General features: G+C 59.6%; 20 protein-coding genes. 1 reads left to right on the top strand and 19 read right to left on the bottom strand.

From position 1 onward, the window contains the following. The first annotated feature begins 119 nt into the window (after positions 1-119). A complete protein-coding gene (uvrA, locus tag K2O50_RS02630) occupies positions 120-2,954 on the top strand; it encodes an excinuclease ABC subunit UvrA (protein ID WP_050703559.1) in 2,835 nt (944 codons plus the stop codon). A 135-nt stretch (positions 2,955-3,089) separates the two neighbouring features. Here the strand turns inward: uvrA and bfr are convergent, their stop codons facing one another. The 19 genes from bfr to rplN form a co-directional block, all read right to left on the bottom strand. Beyond that, positions 3,090-3,554: a bacterioferritin gene (gene bfr / locus K2O50_RS02625; RefSeq protein ID WP_050703558.1), complete on the bottom strand. Its 465-nt coding sequence runs from the start codon at positions 3,552-3,554 to the stop codon at positions 3,090-3,092. 163 nt (positions 3,555-3,717) lie between these two features. Continuing rightward, entirely contained in the window at positions 3,718-5,157 is a 1,440-nt protein-coding gene (locus tag K2O50_RS02620) for a catalase (protein WP_050703557.1), read from the bottom strand. Between the two features lie 170 nt (positions 5,158-5,327). After that, positions 5,328-5,714 carry a 50S ribosomal protein L17 gene (gene rplQ / locus K2O50_RS02615; protein WP_003255451.1) on the bottom strand — a complete coding sequence of 129 codons (387 nt, stop codon included), beginning with the start codon at positions 5,712-5,714 and terminating at the stop codon, positions 5,328-5,330. Positions 5,715-5,756: 42 nt separating this feature from the next. Beyond that, complete coding sequence (locus K2O50_RS02610; protein WP_003255452.1) at positions 5,757-6,758, bottom strand: DNA-directed RNA polymerase subunit alpha; 1,002 nt, start codon at positions 6,756-6,758, stop codon at positions 5,757-5,759. 22 nt (positions 6,759-6,780) lie between these two features. Further along, positions 6,781-7,401 (bottom strand): 30S ribosomal protein S4, encoded by a 621-nt coding sequence (gene rpsD, locus K2O50_RS02605; RefSeq protein ID WP_023629185.1) that lies wholly within the window; start codon positions 7,399-7,401, stop codon positions 6,781-6,783. 15 nt (positions 7,402-7,416) lie between these two features. Continuing rightward, a complete protein-coding gene (rpsK, locus tag K2O50_RS02600) occupies positions 7,417-7,806 on the bottom strand; it encodes a 30S ribosomal protein S11 (protein WP_003255454.1) in 390 nt (129 codons plus the stop codon). An 18-nt stretch (positions 7,807-7,824) separates the two neighbouring features. After that, positions 7,825-8,181, bottom strand: coding sequence for a 30S ribosomal protein S13 (rpsM, locus tag K2O50_RS02595; RefSeq protein ID WP_003255457.1), 357 nt, complete (start codon positions 8,179-8,181; stop codon positions 7,825-7,827). Positions 8,182-8,312: 131 nt separating this feature from the next. Further along, positions 8,313-8,429, bottom strand: a complete 117-nt coding sequence (rpmJ, locus tag K2O50_RS02590) for a 50S ribosomal protein L36 (protein WP_011531897.1) — start codon at positions 8,427-8,429, stop codon at positions 8,313-8,315. Between the two features lie 30 nt (positions 8,430-8,459). After that, complete coding sequence (gene secY / locus K2O50_RS02585; protein WP_003255459.1) at positions 8,460-9,791, bottom strand: preprotein translocase subunit SecY; 1,332 nt, start codon at positions 9,789-9,791, stop codon at positions 8,460-8,462. Then, positions 9,792-10,226 carry a 50S ribosomal protein L15 gene (rplO, locus tag K2O50_RS02580; RefSeq protein ID WP_011531896.1) on the bottom strand — a complete coding sequence of 145 codons (435 nt, stop codon included), beginning with the start codon at positions 10,224-10,226 and terminating at the stop codon, positions 9,792-9,794. Positions 10,227-10,229: 3 nt separating this feature from the next. Beyond that, positions 10,230-10,406, bottom strand: coding sequence for a 50S ribosomal protein L30 (gene rpmD / locus K2O50_RS02575; RefSeq protein WP_028690238.1), 177 nt, complete (start codon positions 10,404-10,406; stop codon positions 10,230-10,232). A 2-nt stretch (positions 10,407-10,408) separates the two neighbouring features. Then, positions 10,409-10,909, bottom strand: coding sequence for a 30S ribosomal protein S5 (gene rpsE, locus K2O50_RS02570; RefSeq protein ID WP_011531894.1), 501 nt, complete (start codon positions 10,907-10,909; stop codon positions 10,409-10,411). A gap of 3 nt (positions 10,910-10,912) precedes the next feature. Continuing rightward, positions 10,913-11,263, bottom strand: a complete 351-nt coding sequence (rplR, locus tag K2O50_RS02565) for a 50S ribosomal protein L18 (protein ID WP_011531893.1) — start codon at positions 11,261-11,263, stop codon at positions 10,913-10,915. Between the two features lie 10 nt (positions 11,264-11,273). Then, complete coding sequence (rplF, locus tag K2O50_RS02560; RefSeq protein WP_028690237.1) at positions 11,274-11,807, bottom strand: 50S ribosomal protein L6; 534 nt, start codon at positions 11,805-11,807, stop codon at positions 11,274-11,276. 12 nt (positions 11,808-11,819) lie between these two features. Further along, entirely contained in the window at positions 11,820-12,212 is a 393-nt protein-coding gene (rpsH, locus tag K2O50_RS02555) for a 30S ribosomal protein S8 (protein ID WP_028690236.1), read from the bottom strand. Between the two features lie 209 nt (positions 12,213-12,421). Beyond that, positions 12,422-12,727: a 30S ribosomal protein S14 gene (rpsN, locus tag K2O50_RS02550; RefSeq protein WP_011531890.1), complete on the bottom strand. Its 306-nt coding sequence runs from the start codon at positions 12,725-12,727 to the stop codon at positions 12,422-12,424. 13 nt (positions 12,728-12,740) lie between these two features. Then, positions 12,741-13,280, bottom strand: a complete 540-nt coding sequence (rplE, locus tag K2O50_RS02545; protein ID WP_012316517.1) for a 50S ribosomal protein L5 — start codon at positions 13,278-13,280, stop codon at positions 12,741-12,743. A gap of 20 nt (positions 13,281-13,300) precedes the next feature. After that, positions 13,301-13,615, bottom strand: a complete 315-nt coding sequence (gene rplX, locus K2O50_RS02540) for a 50S ribosomal protein L24 (RefSeq protein WP_016715319.1) — start codon at positions 13,613-13,615, stop codon at positions 13,301-13,303. Between the two features lie 11 nt (positions 13,616-13,626). Then, positions 13,627-13,995 carry a 50S ribosomal protein L14 gene (gene rplN / locus K2O50_RS02535; RefSeq protein ID WP_008089810.1) on the bottom strand — a complete coding sequence of 123 codons (369 nt, stop codon included), beginning with the start codon at positions 13,993-13,995 and terminating at the stop codon, positions 13,627-13,629. Positions 13,996-14,006 lie beyond the last annotated feature (11 nt).

Here is a 14,006-nt window from a genome sequence, read left to right as displayed (position 1 = left end):
CGTGTGAACCGGCGGCGATTCTATCAGTCCGACGCCTTGACGGCATATACGTGACGCTTTGCCGCGTAATGGCAGCGCGCCGTATACTCCTTTGTTTATGCCCGCCGAGCGAGGCCGTAGTGGACAAGATCCTGATCCGTGGGGCGCGTACCCACAACCTGAAGAACATCGACCTGACCCTGCCCCGGGACAAACTGATCGTGATCACCGGCCTGTCCGGATCCGGCAAGTCCTCGCTGGCGTTCGACACGCTGTACGCCGAAGGCCAGCGCCGCTACGTCGAATCGCTGTCGGCCTATGCCCGGCAGTTCCTGTCGATGATGGAAAAGCCCGACGTCGACACCATCGAAGGCCTGTCGCCGGCGATCTCCATCGAGCAGAAGTCGACCTCGCACAACCCACGCTCGACCGTCGGCACCATCACCGAGATCTACGACTACCTGCGCCTGCTCTATGCCCGCGTCGGTACGCCACGCTGCCCGGACCACGATATCCCGCTGGAAGCGCAAACGATCAGCCAGATGGTCGATCTGGTGCTGGAAAAGCCCGAAGGCAGCAAGCTGATGCTGCTGGCCCCGGTGATCCGCGAGCGCAAGGGCGAGCACCTGGCGGTGTTCGACGAACTGCGTGCCCAGGGCTTCGTTCGCGCGCGGGTCAACGGCAAGCTCTACGAGCTCGACGAACTGCCCAAGCTGGATAAACAGAAGAAGCACAGCATCGATGTCGTGGTCGACCGCTTCAAGGTCCGCGCCGACCTGCAGCAGCGCCTGGCCGAGTCGTTCGAGACCGCGCTCAAGCTGGCCGACGGCATTGCCTTGGTCGCGCCGATGGACGACGAAGACGGCGAGGAAGTGATCTTCTCGGCGCGCTTCGCCTGCCCGGTGTGCGGCCATGCGATCAGCGAGCTGGAGCCCAAGCTGTTTTCCTTCAACAACCCGGCCGGCGCCTGCCCGACGTGCGACGGCCTGGGGGTGAAGCAGTTCTTCGACACCAAGCGCCTGGTCAACGCCGAGCTGACCCTGGCCGAAGGCGCGATACGTGGCTGGGACCGGCGCAACGTCTATTACTTCCAGATGCTCGGCTCACTCGCCGCGCACTACGGTTTCAGCCTCGAGGAACCGTTCGGCGAGCTGTCGGCCGAGCACCAGAAGGTCATCCTGCAGGGCAGCGGCAAGCAGAGCGTCGATTTCAAGTACCTCAACGACCGTGGCGACATCGTCAAGCGCTCGCACCCCTTCGAGGGCATCGTGCCCAACCTCGAGCGCCGCTACCGCGAGACCGAGTCGGCCACCGTGCGTGAAGAGCTGGCCAAGTTCCTCGGCACCCAGCCCTGCCCCGACTGCCGCGGTACCCGCCTGCGTCGCGAAGCGCGCCATGTGTGGGTCGGCGAAAAGACACTGCCGGCGGTGACCAACCTGCCGATCGGCGAAGCCAGCAACTACTTCGGCGAGTTGACCCTCACCGGACGTCGTGGCGAGATCGCGGCGAAAATCCTCAAGGAGATCTGCGAGCGCCTGCAGTTCCTGGTCAACGTCGGTCTCGACTACCTGACGCTGGACCGCAGCGCCGATACCCTGTCCGGCGGCGAGGCCCAGCGGATCCGCCTGGCCAGCCAGATCGGCGCCGGCCTGGTGGGAGTGATGTACATCCTCGATGAACCGTCCATCGGCCTTCATCAACGGGACAACGACCGCCTGCTGGCCACCCTCAACCACCTGCGCGACCTGGGCAACACGGTGATCGTGGTCGAGCACGACGAGGACGCCATCCGCCTGGCCGACTACGTGGTGGATATCGGCCCGGGTGCCGGCGTGCATGGCGGCCAGATCGTCGCCGAGGGCTCGCCCGAAGAGGTCATGGCGCACCCCGACTCGCTGACCGGCAAGTACCTGTCCGGACGCAAGAAGATCGTCGTCCCGGCCAAGCGCACACCCCGCAACAAGAAGCTGTCGCTCAAGCTCAAGGGCGCGCGCGGCAACAACCTGCAGAACGTCGACCTGGAAGTGCCGATCGGCCTGCTGACCTGCGTGACCGGTGTGTCCGGTTCGGGCAAGTCGACGCTGATCAACAACACCCTGTTCCCCCTCGCCGCCACCGCGCTCAACGGCGCGAGCAGCCTGGAGGCCGCGCCGCACGCGAGCGTCGATGGCCTGCAGCACCTGGACAAGGTGGTGGATATCGACCAGAGCCCGATCGGCCGCACGCCTCGTTCCAACCCGGCGACCTACACCGGCATCTTCACGCCGATCCGCGAGCTGTTCGCCGGCGTGCCGGAGTCGCGTTCCCGCGGCTACGGCCCCGGGCGCTTCTCGTTCAACGTCAAGGGCGGACGCTGCGAAGCCTGCCAGGGCGATGGCCTGATCAAGGTGGAAATGCACTTCCTGCCGGACATCTACGTGCCCTGCGATGTGTGCAAGAGCAAGCGCTACAACCGCGAAACCCTGGAGATCAAGTACAAGGGCAAGAACATCCACGAGGTGCTGGAAATGACCATCGAGGATGCCCGCGAGTTCTTCGACGCGGTCCCGGCCCTGGCGCGCAAGCTACAGACGCTGATGGATGTCGGCCTGTCGTACATCAAGCTGGGGCAATCGGCGACCACCCTGTCGGGCGGCGAGGCGCAGCGGGTCAAGCTGTCGCGCGAACTGTCCAAGCGCGACACCGGCAAGACCCTGTACATCCTCGACGAACCGACCACCGGCCTGCATTTCGCCGATATCCAGCAGCTGCTGGACGTGTTGCACCGCCTGCGTGACCACGGCAATACCGTGGTGGTGATCGAGCACAACCTGGATGTGATCAAGACTGCCGACTGGCTGGTGGACCTGGGTCCGGAGGGTGGCTCCAAGGGTGGGCAGATCATTGCCTGTGGTACACCGGAAGAGCTGGCCGAGAAGAAGCAATCGTATACCGGCCACTACCTCAAGCCGCTGCTGGAGCGCGACCGGGCATAAAGCAATGGGGGCGCTTTGCGCCCCATTCGCGGCACAAGGCCGCTCCTACAGGCGATCGCGTAATCTCTAGGTTGACGCGTTCAAATGTAGGAGCGGCCTCGTGCCGCGAAAGGGCTGCAAGGCAGCCCCAAGCTTTTACATCTGCGACTGCAGGTAATTCTCCAGGCCAATGGCCTTGATCAGCCCCTGCTGCTTCTCCAGCCAGTAGGTGTGATCTTCTTCGGTATCGGCCAGCTGCGCACGCAGGATATCGCGGCTGATGTAGTCCTTGTGCAGCTCGCACAGCTCGATGCCCTTGCACAGCGCGGCACGGACCTTGTACTCGAGCTTCAGATCGGCCTCGATCATCTCCGGCACGGTGCTGCCCACGTGCAGGTCGTCGGCGCGCATGTCCGGGGTGCCTTCGAGCATGAGGATACGGCGCATCAGGGCGTCGGCGTGCTGCGTCTCTTCTTCCATCTCGTGGTTGATACGCTCGTAGAGCTTGCCCAAGCCCCAGTCTTCGTACATCCGCGAGTGAATGAAGTACTGATCGCGTGCTGCCAGTTCGCCCTTCAGCAACGTGACGAGGTAGTTGATTACGTCCGGGTGACCTTGCATCGCCCTGCTTCTCCCTGTGAATACGTCTATGGGACATAGTGTGAACCAGGTTTTGCTCGCGGTCACTGAAAAACGCGCAATTAGAAGCAAAAATTCGGCTAAACAGTAGTGATATTCATTGAAAAACCGCCCAAACGAGGGCGGTTCTTGTTATCACTTCGACTTAGGCCAGGTTGATGCCCAAGGCCTTGGCGATGCCTTCTCCGTAGGCTGGATCAGCCTTGAAGAAGTACTGCAGTTGACGCTGGACGACATCCTCGCTGACGCCCGCCATGGTGCCGGCGATGTTGCCGATCAACAGCGCCTTCTGTTCATCACTCATCAGGCGGAACAGCGCGCCGGCATGGCTGTAGTAGTCGTTGTCTTCGCGGTGGTCGTAGCGGTCCGCCGAACCGTTCAGGGCCAATGCAGGCTCTGCATGGCGCGGCGACTGCTTCGGTGCGTCCGCGTAGCTGTTTGGCTCGTAGTTGGGAGCACTGCCGTAGGCGCCGGAGGCCATGGAACCATCGCGCTGGTAGCTGTGCACCGGGCAGCGTGGCGCATTGACCGGCAAGTGCTGGTGGTTGGTACCCACGCGGTAGCGGTGCGCATCGGCATAAGCGAACACCCGGCCCTGCAGCATGCGGTCCGGCGACAGGCCGACCCCGGGCACCATGTTGCTGGGGCCGAACGCCGCCTGCTCGACTTCGGCGAAGTAGTTGAGCGGGTTGCGGTTGAGTTCCAGCACGCCGACCTCGATCAACGGGTAGTCCTTCTGCGACCAGGTCTTGGTCACGTCGAAGGGGTTCTCGTCACGGCTGGCGGCCTCGGCTTCGCTCATCACCTGGATGCACACGGTCCACCGTGGGAAGTCACCGCGCTCGATGGCCTGGAACAGGTCGCGCTGGGCGTAGTCCGGGTCGCTGCCGGCCAGGCGGGCGGCCTCAGCCGGCGCCAGGTTCTTGATGCCCTGCTGGGTCTTGAAGTGCCACTTGACCCAGGTGCGCTCACCCTTGGCGTTGATCAGGCTGTAGGTGTGGCTGCCGAAACCGTGCATGTGGCGGTAGCCGTCCGGGATACCGCGGTCGGAGAACAGGATGGTGACCTGGTGCAGCGCCTCGGGCGAGTGCGACCAGAAGTCCCACATCATCTGCGCGCTCTTCAGGTTGGTCTGCGGGTGGCGCTTCTGGGTATGGATGAAGTCGGGGAACTTCAACGGATCACGGATGAAGAACACCGGCGTGTTGTTGCCGACGATGTCCCAGTTGCCTTCCTCGGTGTAGAACTTCACCGCGAAACCACGCGGGTCGCGCTCGGTGTCCGCCGAGCCGCGTTCACCACCCACGGTGGAGAAGCGCAGGAACGTCTCGGTCTGCTTGCCGATGCTGTCGAACAATTTGGCACTGGTGAGTTCTGTGATATCGCGGGTGACTGTGAAGGTGCCATAGGCGCCGGAGCCCTTGGCGTGCACGCGACGCTCGGGGATGTTCTCGCGGTTGAAGTGGGCGAGTTTCTCGACCAGGTGGAAATCGTCGAGCAGCAGCGGGCCGCGAGGGCCTGCGGAACGGGAATTCTGGTTGTCGGCTACGGGCGCGCCGCTTGCGGTGGTGAGAATCTTGCTCATGGGCTCTCCTGATCGGTCTTGAACTGCCGGCTAATCGGCTTGGAGAGAGTATTGTCGACCCAAGTTACAAGAACAAATTCATTACCTGACTTACATCAATAGAAAATAACAATTCATGAAGCAACAAAAAACCGGGCCTAGGCCCGGTTCTTTGCAGCAGACAGAACGTCTTACTCGGCAGCTTCTACAGCACCACCGACCGGACGATCAACCAGCTCGACGTACGCCATAGGCGCGTTGTCGCCAGCGCGGAAACCGCACTTCAGGATGCGCAGGTAGCCGCCCTGACGGGTGGCGTAACGCTTGCCCAGGTCGTTGAACAGTTTGCCAACGGCGGACTTCGAACGGGTACGGTCGAAGGCCAGACGACGGTTGGCGACGCTGTCTTCCTTGGCCAGGGTGATCAGCGGCTCGGCAACGCGGCGCAGTTCCTTGGCTTTCGGCAGGGTGGTTTTGATCAGCTCGTGCTCGATCAGCGACACTGCCATGTTCTGGAACATAGCCTTGCGGTGAGAGCTGGTACGGCTCAGGTGACGTCCACTTTTACGATGACGCATGATTCATTCCTTACCAAACACTACGTTCGGTGATTACGACGATCAGGCAGTCGCCTTGTCGTCTTTCTTAAGACTTGCAGGCGGCCAGTTGTCGAGGCGCATGCCGAGGGAAAGACCACGGGAGGCCAGGACGTCCTTGATTTCAGTCAGGGACTTCTTGCCCAGGTTAGGAGTCTTCAACAGCTCTACTTCGGTACGCTGAATCAGGTCGCCGATGTAGTAGATGTTCTCCGCCTTGAGGCAGTTGGCCGAACGTACGGTCAGTTCCAGGTCGTCAACCGGGCGCAGCAGGATCGGATCGATCTCGTCTTCCTGCTCGACCACAACCGGCTCGCTGTCACCTTTGAGGTCGACGAACGCGGCCAGCTGCTGTTGCAGGATGGTCGCGGCACGACGGATAGCCTCTTCAGGATCCAGGGTACCGTTGGTTTCCAGATCGATGACCAGCTTGTCCAGGTTGGTACGCTGTTCAACACGGGCGTTTTCGACCACGTAGGCGATACGACGCACCGGGCTGAACGAAGCGTCCAGCTGGAGACGGCCAATGCTGCGGCTTTCGTCTTCGTCAGTCTGACGGGAGTCGGCCGGCTCGTAACCGCGACCACGAGCTACGGTGAGCTTCATGTTCAGGGCGCCGTTGGACGCCAGGTTCGCGATTACGTGATCGGGGTTGACGATCTCGACATCGTGATCCAGCTGAATATCGGCAGCGGTAACCACCCCCGAACCCTTTTTCGACAAGGTCAGCGTAACTTCGTCACGACCGTGCAGTTTGATAGCCAGGCCTTTCAGGTTCAACAGGATTTCAATGACGTCTTCCTGAACACCTTCGATCGCGGAGTACTCATGGAGTACGCCGTCGATCTCGGCCTCGACTACTGCACAGCCAGGCATGGAGGACAACAGGATGCGGCGCAGCGCGTTGCCCAGGGTATGGCCGAAGCCACGCTCGAGAGGCTCGAGCGTGATCTTGGCGCGGGTTGGACTGACAACCTGCACGTCGATGTGACGGGGTGTCAGAAACTCATTTACCGAAATCTGCATGGATGCACCTATTTTCTAGCCCTTACTTGGAGTAGAGCTCGACAATCAGGTTTTCGTTGATGTCGGCGGACAGGTCGCTGCGAGCAGGAACGTTCTTGAAAACGCCCGACTTTTTAGCAGCATCCACGTCAACCCACTCAACGCGGCCACGCTGGGCGCACAGTTCAAGGGCTTGAACAATGCGCAGCTGGTTCAGCGACTTCTCGCGAACCGAGACCACGTCACCCGGACGAACTTGGTAGGATGGAATGTTCACAGTCTTACCGTTGACGCTGATCGCTTTGTGCGAAACCAGCTGACGGGACTCGGAACGAGTCGAGCCGAAGCCCATACGGTAGACGACGTTATCCAGACGGCACTCGAGCAGTTGCAGCAGGTTCTCACCGGTTGCGCCTTTTTTCGAGGCAGCAGCTTGGTAGTAACCGCGGAACTGACGCTCCAGAACACCGTAGATACGACGGACTTTTTGTTTCTCGCGCAGCTGGGTACCGTAGTCGGACTGACGGCCACGGCGCTGGCCGTGGATACCTGGGGCTGCTTCGATGTTGCACTTCGATTCCAGAGCGCGAACGCCGCTCTTCAGGAACAGGTCAGTGCCTTCACGGCGAGACAGTTTGCATTTTGGACCAATGTAACGTGCCATTTATCTGTCTCCTGATTACACGCGACGCTTCTTCGGCGGACGGCACCCGTTGTGCGGGATTGGCGTCACGTCGGTGATGCTGGCGATCTTGTAGCCGCAGCTGTTCAGTGCACGAACGGCGGATTCACGACCTGGACCTGGACCCTTGACGTTGACGTCGAGGTTCTTCAGACCATATTCCAGCGCAGCTTGACCAGCACGCTCAGCAGCGATCTGGGCTGCGAACGGGGTGGATTTGCGCGAACCACGGAAACCCGAACCACCGGAAGTAGCCCAGGACAGTGCGTTGCCCTGACGGTCGGTGATGGTCACGATGGTGTTGTTGAAAGACGCATGGATGTGGGCGATGCCATCAACCACTGTCTTTTTGACTTTTTTACGAGGACGAGCAGCAGGTTTTGCCATGTCTATATTCCTGGGCGATTACTTGCGGATCGGCTTACGCGGGCCCTTACGGGTGCGTGCGTTGGTCTTGGTGCGCTGACCGCGAACCGGCAGACCTTTACGATGACGCAGGCCGCGGTAGCAACCCAGGTCCATCAAGCGCTTGATCTTCATGTTGATGTCACGGCGCAGGTCACCTTCGGTGGTGAACTTCGCGACTTCGCCACGCAGGGTTTCGATTTGCTCGTCGCTCAGATCCTTGATCTTAGCGGCTGGGTTTACACCAGCGTCCGCACAGATTTTCTGCGCGGTAGTGCGACCGACACCATAGATGTAGGTCAGCGAGATAACAGTATGCTTGTTATCTGGAATGTTGACGCCTGCAATACGGGCCATTCAGTGGGACTCCAATTGACAGCTACCTACGCCCCGGAAGCCAAGAAATAGGGCGCGAGATAATATCGCTGTAGAAACGAATAATCAACCCAGCAGCACACTAGCTGCTGGGTTTGAAGCGCGGATCACACTCAGCCTTGGCGCTGCTTGTGACGCGGTTCCGCGCTGCAGATCACGCGCACGATACCTTCGCGACGAATGATCTTGCAGTTGCGGCACAGCTTTTTCACCGATGCACGAACTTTCATTACCGACTCCTCGAACCTTAAGGGGCTAAATCAGCGCAGCAGACCGCTGCCGCCGTAGCCTTTCAGGTTGGCTTTCTTCATCAGGGATTCGTACTGGTGCGAAACGAGGTGCGATTGTACTTGGGACATGAAGTCCATCACAACCACTACCACAATCAGCAACGAGGTCCCGCCAAGGTAGAACGGCACGTTTGCTGCCACCACCAGGAACTGGGGCAGAAGGCACACGGCCATCATGTAAAGAGCACCGAACATGGTCAGACGGGTCAGGACGCCATCAATGTAGCGCGCCGACTGCTCACCAGGACGGATACCCGGAATAAAGGCACCGGACTTCTTCAGGTTTTCCGCTACGTCTTTCGGGTTGAACATCAACGCTGTGTAGAAGAAGCAGAAGAAAATGATCCCTGCACTAAACAGCAGAATGTTCAACGGCTGACCAGGAGCGATCGACTGCGAGATGTCCTGCAGCCAGCCCATACCTTCGGACTGACCGAACCAGGCACCCAGCGAAGCCGGGAACAGCAAGATGCTGCTCGCGAAAATGGCCGGAATTACGCCCGCCATGTTCACCTTCAGCGGCAGGTGGCTGGTCTGCGCAGCGAAGACCTTGCGGCCCTGCTGACGCTTGGCGTAGTGAACGGCGATACGACGCTGACCACGCTCAATGAACACCACGAAGCCGATAATCGCTACTGCCAGCAAACCGATAGCGACCAGGGCGAAAATGTTGATATCGCCTGTGCGCGCAGACTCGAAAGACTGCCCGATTGCTCTCGGAAGACCGGCAACGATACCTGCGAAGATCAACATCGAGATACCGTTGCCCACACCGCGCTCGGTAATCTGCTCGCCGAGCCACATCATGAACATCGCGCCCGCCACGAAGGTGGAGACGGCGACGACATGGAAGCCCAGGCCCGCAGAAAACGCCACGCCCTGGTTGGCCAGGCCAATGGACATGCCAATGGCTTGAACCAGCGCCAGGATAACGGTGCCGTAGCGGGTGTACTGGCTGATCTTGCGACGGCCAGCTTCACCTTCCTTCTTCAACTGCTCCAGCTGCGGGCTGACAGCGGTCATGAGCTGCATGATGATCGATGCCGAGATGTACGGCATGATCCCCAGTGCAAAGATGCTCATGCGCTCCAGCGCGCCACCGGAAAACATGTTGAACAAGCTAAGAATGGTCCCCTCATTCTGCCGGAACAGATCCGCGAGACGGTCCGGGTTAATGCCTGGCACTGGGATGTGCGCGCCAATCCGATAGACGATGATCGCCATGAACAGAAAGCGCAGACGAGCCCAGAGTTCCGACATCCCGCCCTTACCGAGCGAAGAGAGAGCACCTTGCTTAGCCATTTATTCCTCGAACTTGCCGCCAGCTGCTTCGATAGCCGCACGTGCACCTTTGGTGACGGCGATACCCTTGAGGGTGACTGCGCGAGTGACTTCGCCCGACAGCATGATTTTCACGCGCTGTACGTGCTGGCCGATCACGTTGGCGTCCTTGAGGGACTGAACGGTGATCAGATCGCCTTCCACCTTGGCCAGCTCGGACAGACGCACTTCGGCGCGGTCCATGGCTTTCAGGGAAACGAAGCCGAACTTCGGCAGGCGACGGTGCAGCGGCTGTTGACCGCCTTCGAAGCCTGGAGCGATGGAGCCACCGGAGCGGGAGGTCTGACCTTTGTGACCACGGCCACCGGTCTTGCCCAGACCGCTACCGATACCACGGCCCGGACGGTGCTTCTCGCGACGGGAACCCGGCGCTGGACTCAGATCATTGAGTTTCATCGATTAACCCTCGACCTTCAGCATGTAGTAAGCCTTGTTGATCATCCCGCGGTTCTCGGGAGTATCCTGGACTTCTACAGTGTGACCGATGCGACGCAGACCCAGACCCTTAACGCACAGTTTGTGGTTAGGCAGACGGCCGGCGGTGCTTTTGATCAGCGTTACTTTTACGGTTGCCATGATCAGAAGATCTCCTCAACAGTCTTGCCGCGCTTGGCAGCAATGGACTCAGGGGATTGCATGGCTTTCAGACCCTTGAAGGTGGCGTGAACCACGTTCACCGGGTTGGTCGAGCCGTAGCACTTGGCCAGGACGTTCTGAACGCCAGCAACTTCCAGGACGGCACGCATTGCGCCACCGGCGATGATACCGGTACCTTCCGAGGCAGGCTGCATGTAGACCTTCGAGGCGCCGTGGGCGGCCTTGGTGGCGTACTGCAGGGTGGTGCCCTTCAGGTCAACCTGAATCATGTTGCGACGAGCAGCTTCCATGGCTTTCTGGATCGCGGCAGGTACTTCGCGCGATTTGCCACGGCCAAAGCCAACACGACCCTTGCCATCACCTACCACGGTCAGCGCGGTGAAAGTGAAGATACGGCCGCCTTTAACGGTTTTGGCTACGCGGTTAACTTGAACCAGCTTCTCGATGTAGCCTTCGTCGCGCTTTTGATCGTTATTTGCCATAACTTAGAACTCCAGCCCGCCTTCACGAGCAGCATCAGCCAGCGCCTTGACGCGGCCGTGGTACTTGAAGCCGGAACGGTCAAAGGCAACTTGAGATACACCGGCGGCTTTCGCACGCTCAGCTACCAGCTTGCCAACCTTAGTGGCCGCGTCGATGTTGCCGGTGGCGCCATCACGCAGTTCTTTGTCCAAGGTCGAGGCACTTGCCAGAACCTTGCTGCCGTCGGCCGAGATGACCTGGGCGTAGATGTGCTGCGAGGAGCGGAACACGCACAGACGCACGGCTTCGAGCTCGTGCATTTTCAGGCGTGCTTTGCGAGCGCGACGCAGTCGAGTAACTTTTTTGTCGGTCATTTGCTAGGCCCTACTTCTTCTTGGCTTCTTTACGACGGACTACTTCGTCCGCGTAACGCACACCCTTGCCCTTGTAAGGCTCTGGCGGACGGAAACCGCGGACTTCAGCGGCCACCTGACCCACCAGCTGCTTGTCGATACCCTTGATCAGGATGTCGGTCTGGCTTGGGGTTTCAGCGGTGATACCGGCTGGCAGTTCGTAATCCACTGGGTGCGAGAAGCCCAGGGCCAGGTTCAGGACGGTGCCCTTGGCCTGTGCCTTGTAACCAACACCGACCAGCTGGAGCTTGCGCTCGAAGCCTTGGCTTACGCCCTGGACCATGTTGTTGACCAGGGCGCGGGTGGTACCGGCCATGGCGCGAGCTTGCTGATCACCGTTGCGAGGTGCGAAACGCAGCTCACCAGCTTCTTCGGTAACTTCAACAGACGAGTGAACGTTCAGTTCGAGAGTGCCCTTGGCACCCTTCACCGAAAGCTGCTGGCCGGCGAATTTGACTTCGACGCCTGCTGGCAGCTTAACGGGGTTCTTAGCGACGCGAGACATGCCTATCTCCCCTTAGAACACTGTGCACAGAACTTCGCCGCCGACACCGGCAGCGCGCGCAGCGCGGTCAGTCATCACACCTTTGTTGGTGGAGACGATAGACACGCCCAGGCCGCCACGTACTTTCGGCAGCTCGGTAACGGCCTTGTACTGGCGCAGACCAGGACGGCTGGTACGCTTCAGCTCTTCGATGACCGGACGGCCTTCGAAGTACTTCAGCTCGATCGACAGGGAAGGCTTGGCTTCGCCGGTCACTTCGTAGCTGGCGATGTAGCCTTCGTCTTTCAGTACTTTGGCAACCGCGACCTTCAGGGTGGAAGAAGGCATGCTTACGACAGACTTTTCAGCCATCTGGGCATTACGGATGCGAGTTAGCATGTCCGCTAACGGGTCCTGCATACTCATGGGCTAGATGCTCCTGATACAAGAATTATTAGCCTTGCGGCTATCACAACCACCCGAGCAGGCAGGGCAAAAAACCCAGGCTCAGGTGAGCCGGTCATTCTAGACACAAGGCAGAAACGAAACAAGCCCCATATAGGGGCTTGTTTCGTTGCGAGGTCACCGGCGGTCGGAAGATCGCTCCCCTTGCGCCGGCGTCACGCCAACCGGGATTACCAGCTGGCCTTGACCAGACCTGGCACGTCACCGCGCATGGCGGCTTCGCGCAGCTTGTTACGGCCCAGGCCGAACTTACGGTATACACCGTGCGGACGACCGGTCAGGCGGCAACGGTTACGCAGGCGCGAGGCGCTGGCGTCACGTGGTTGCTTCTGCAGGGCGACAACGGCAGCGAAACGCTCTTCAGGAGAGGCGTTCAGGTTGACGATGGTCGCTTTCAGCTCAGCGCGCTTCTTAGCGAACTTGGCTACCGTGAGCTGACGCTTCAGCTCGCGGTTCTTCATGCTCTTCTTGGCCATTTTCCTACTCCAATCAGTTGCGGAACGGGAACTTGAAAGCACGCAGCAGAGCGCGGCCTTCGTCGTCCGAACGAGCAGTGGTGGTCAGGGTGATGTCCAAACCGCGCAGAGCATCGATCTTGTCGTAATCGATTTCCGGGAAGATGATCTGCTCTTTCACGCCCATGCTGTAGTTGCCACGACCGTCGAAGGACTTGGCATTCAGGCCGCGGAAGTCGCGAACCCGTGGCAGGGAGATCGCCAGCAGGCGGTCCAGGAACTCGTACATCTTTTCGCGACGCAGGGTCACCTTGACACCGATCGGCCAGCCTTCACGGACTTTGAAGCCCGCGATGGATTTACGAGCGAAAGTCACGACCGGCTTTTGACCGGTGATCTTTTCCAGGTCGGCAACAGCGTGCTCGATGACTTTCTTGTCGCCGATCGCTTCGCCCAGACCCATGTTCAGGGTGATTTTGGTAACGCGCGGAACTTCCATCACGTTCGACAGCTTAAGTTCTTCCTTAAGCTTAGGAGCGATTTCGTTCCGGTAAATCTCTTTCAGTCGTGCCATGGTCTTCTACCTAGCAGTGTTCAAGCATCAACCGCTTTTTGGGTCGACTTGAAGACACGAATTTTTTTACCGTCTTCTACTTTGAAACCAACGCGGTCAGCCTTGTTGGTTTCGCCGTTGAAGATGGCGACGTTGGAAGCGTGCAGAGGCGCTTCTTTCTCGACGATACCGCCCTGGACGCCCGCCATCGGGTTAGGCTTGGTGTGGCGCTTGACCAGGTTGACACCACCGACGACCAGACGGTCGTCAGCGAGAACCTTCAGCACCTTACCGCGCTTACCTTTGTCTTTGCCGGCGATCACGATGATCTCGTCGTCACGACGAATCTTTTGCATGTCGGATCTCCTTAGAGCACTTCAGGGGCGAGCGAGACGATCTTCATGAACTTCTCGGTACGAAGTTCACGGGTCACTGGCCCGAAGATGCGAGTACCGATCGGCTCTTGCTTGGTGTTCAGCAGAACAGCAGCGTTGCCGTCGAAACGAATGATGGAACCGTCAGCGCGACGTACACCGTGACGGGTACGGACGACAACAGCGGTCATCACCTGGCCTTTCTTGACCTTACCGCGAGGAATTGCTTCCTTGACGGTAACTTTGATGATGTCACCGATACCGGCGTAACGACGGTGGGAACCGCCGAGCACCTTGATGCACATGACGCGACGAGCGCCGCTGTTATCGGCCACATCGAGCATGGATTGAGTCTGAATCATAAAATTTCTCC

The sequence above is a fragment of the Pseudomonas sp. 2hn genome, assembly GCF_019646095.1.
Taxonomy (GTDB): domain Bacteria; phylum Pseudomonadota; class Gammaproteobacteria; order Pseudomonadales; family Pseudomonadaceae; genus Aquipseudomonas; species Aquipseudomonas peradeniyensis.
The sequence above is the reverse complement of the archived record's forward strand: the minus strand, read 5'-3'. Positions and strand labels throughout refer to the sequence as shown.

Bases quoted from the DNA above. Each gene is read 5' to 3' on its own strand.
- bfr (WP_050703558.1), bottom strand. From the start codon at position 3,554: ATGCAAGGTCACCCGGACGTAATCAACTACCTCGTCACGTTGCTGAAG.
- K2O50_RS02620 (WP_050703557.1), bottom strand. From the start codon at position 5,157: ATGAGCAAGATTCTCACCACCGCAAGCGGCGCGCCCGTAGCCGACAAC.
- rplQ (WP_003255451.1), bottom strand. From the start codon at position 5,714: ATGCGTCATCGTAAAAGTGGACGTCACCTGAGCCGTACCAGCTCTCAC.
- K2O50_RS02610 (WP_003255452.1), bottom strand. From the start codon at position 6,758: ATGCAGATTTCGGTAAATGAGTTTCTGACACCCCGTCACATCGACGTG.
- rpsD (WP_023629185.1), bottom strand. From the start codon at position 7,401: ATGGCACGTTACATTGGTCCAAAATGCAAACTGTCTCGCCGTGAAGGC.
- rpsK (WP_003255454.1), bottom strand. From the start codon at position 7,806: ATGGCAAAACCTGCTGCTCGTCCTCGTAAAAAAGTCAAAAAGACAGTG.
- rpsM (WP_003255457.1), bottom strand. From the start codon at position 8,181: ATGGCCCGTATTGCAGGCGTCAACATTCCAGATAACAAGCATACTGTT.
- rpmJ (WP_011531897.1), bottom strand. From the start codon at position 8,429: ATGAAAGTTCGTGCATCGGTGAAAAAGCTGTGCCGCAACTGCAAGATC.
- secY (WP_003255459.1), bottom strand. From the start codon at position 9,791: ATGGCTAAGCAAGGTGCTCTCTCTTCGCTCGGTAAGGGCGGGATGTCG.
- rplO (WP_011531896.1), bottom strand. From the start codon at position 10,226: ATGAAACTCAATGATCTGAGTCCAGCGCCGGGTTCCCGTCGCGAGAAG.
- rpmD (WP_028690238.1), bottom strand. From the start codon at position 10,406: ATGGCAACCGTAAAAGTAACGCTGATCAAAAGCACCGCCGGCCGTCTG.
- rpsE (WP_011531894.1), bottom strand. From the start codon at position 10,909: ATGGCAAATAACGATCAAAAGCGCGACGAAGGCTACATCGAGAAGCTG.
- rplR (WP_011531893.1), bottom strand. From the start codon at position 11,263: ATGACCGACAAAAAAGTTACTCGACTGCGTCGCGCTCGCAAAGCACGC.
- rplF (WP_028690237.1), bottom strand. From the start codon at position 11,807: ATGTCTCGCGTCGCTAAGAACCCCGTTAAGCTGCCAGCAGGCGTCGAA.
- rpsH (WP_028690236.1), bottom strand. From the start codon at position 12,212: ATGAGTATGCAGGACCCGTTAGCGGACATGCTAACTCGCATCCGTAAT.
- rpsN (WP_011531890.1), bottom strand. From the start codon at position 12,727: ATGGCCAAGAAGAGCATGAAGAACCGCGAGCTGAAGCGTCAGCTCACG.
- rplE (WP_012316517.1), bottom strand. From the start codon at position 13,280: ATGGCACGACTGAAAGAGATTTACCGGAACGAAATCGCTCCTAAGCTT.
- rplX (WP_016715319.1), bottom strand. From the start codon at position 13,615: ATGCAAAAGATTCGTCGTGACGACGAGATCATCGTGATCGCCGGCAAA.
- rplN (WP_008089810.1), bottom strand. From the start codon at position 13,995: ATGATTCAGACTCAATCCATGCTCGATGTGGCCGATAACAGCGGCGCT.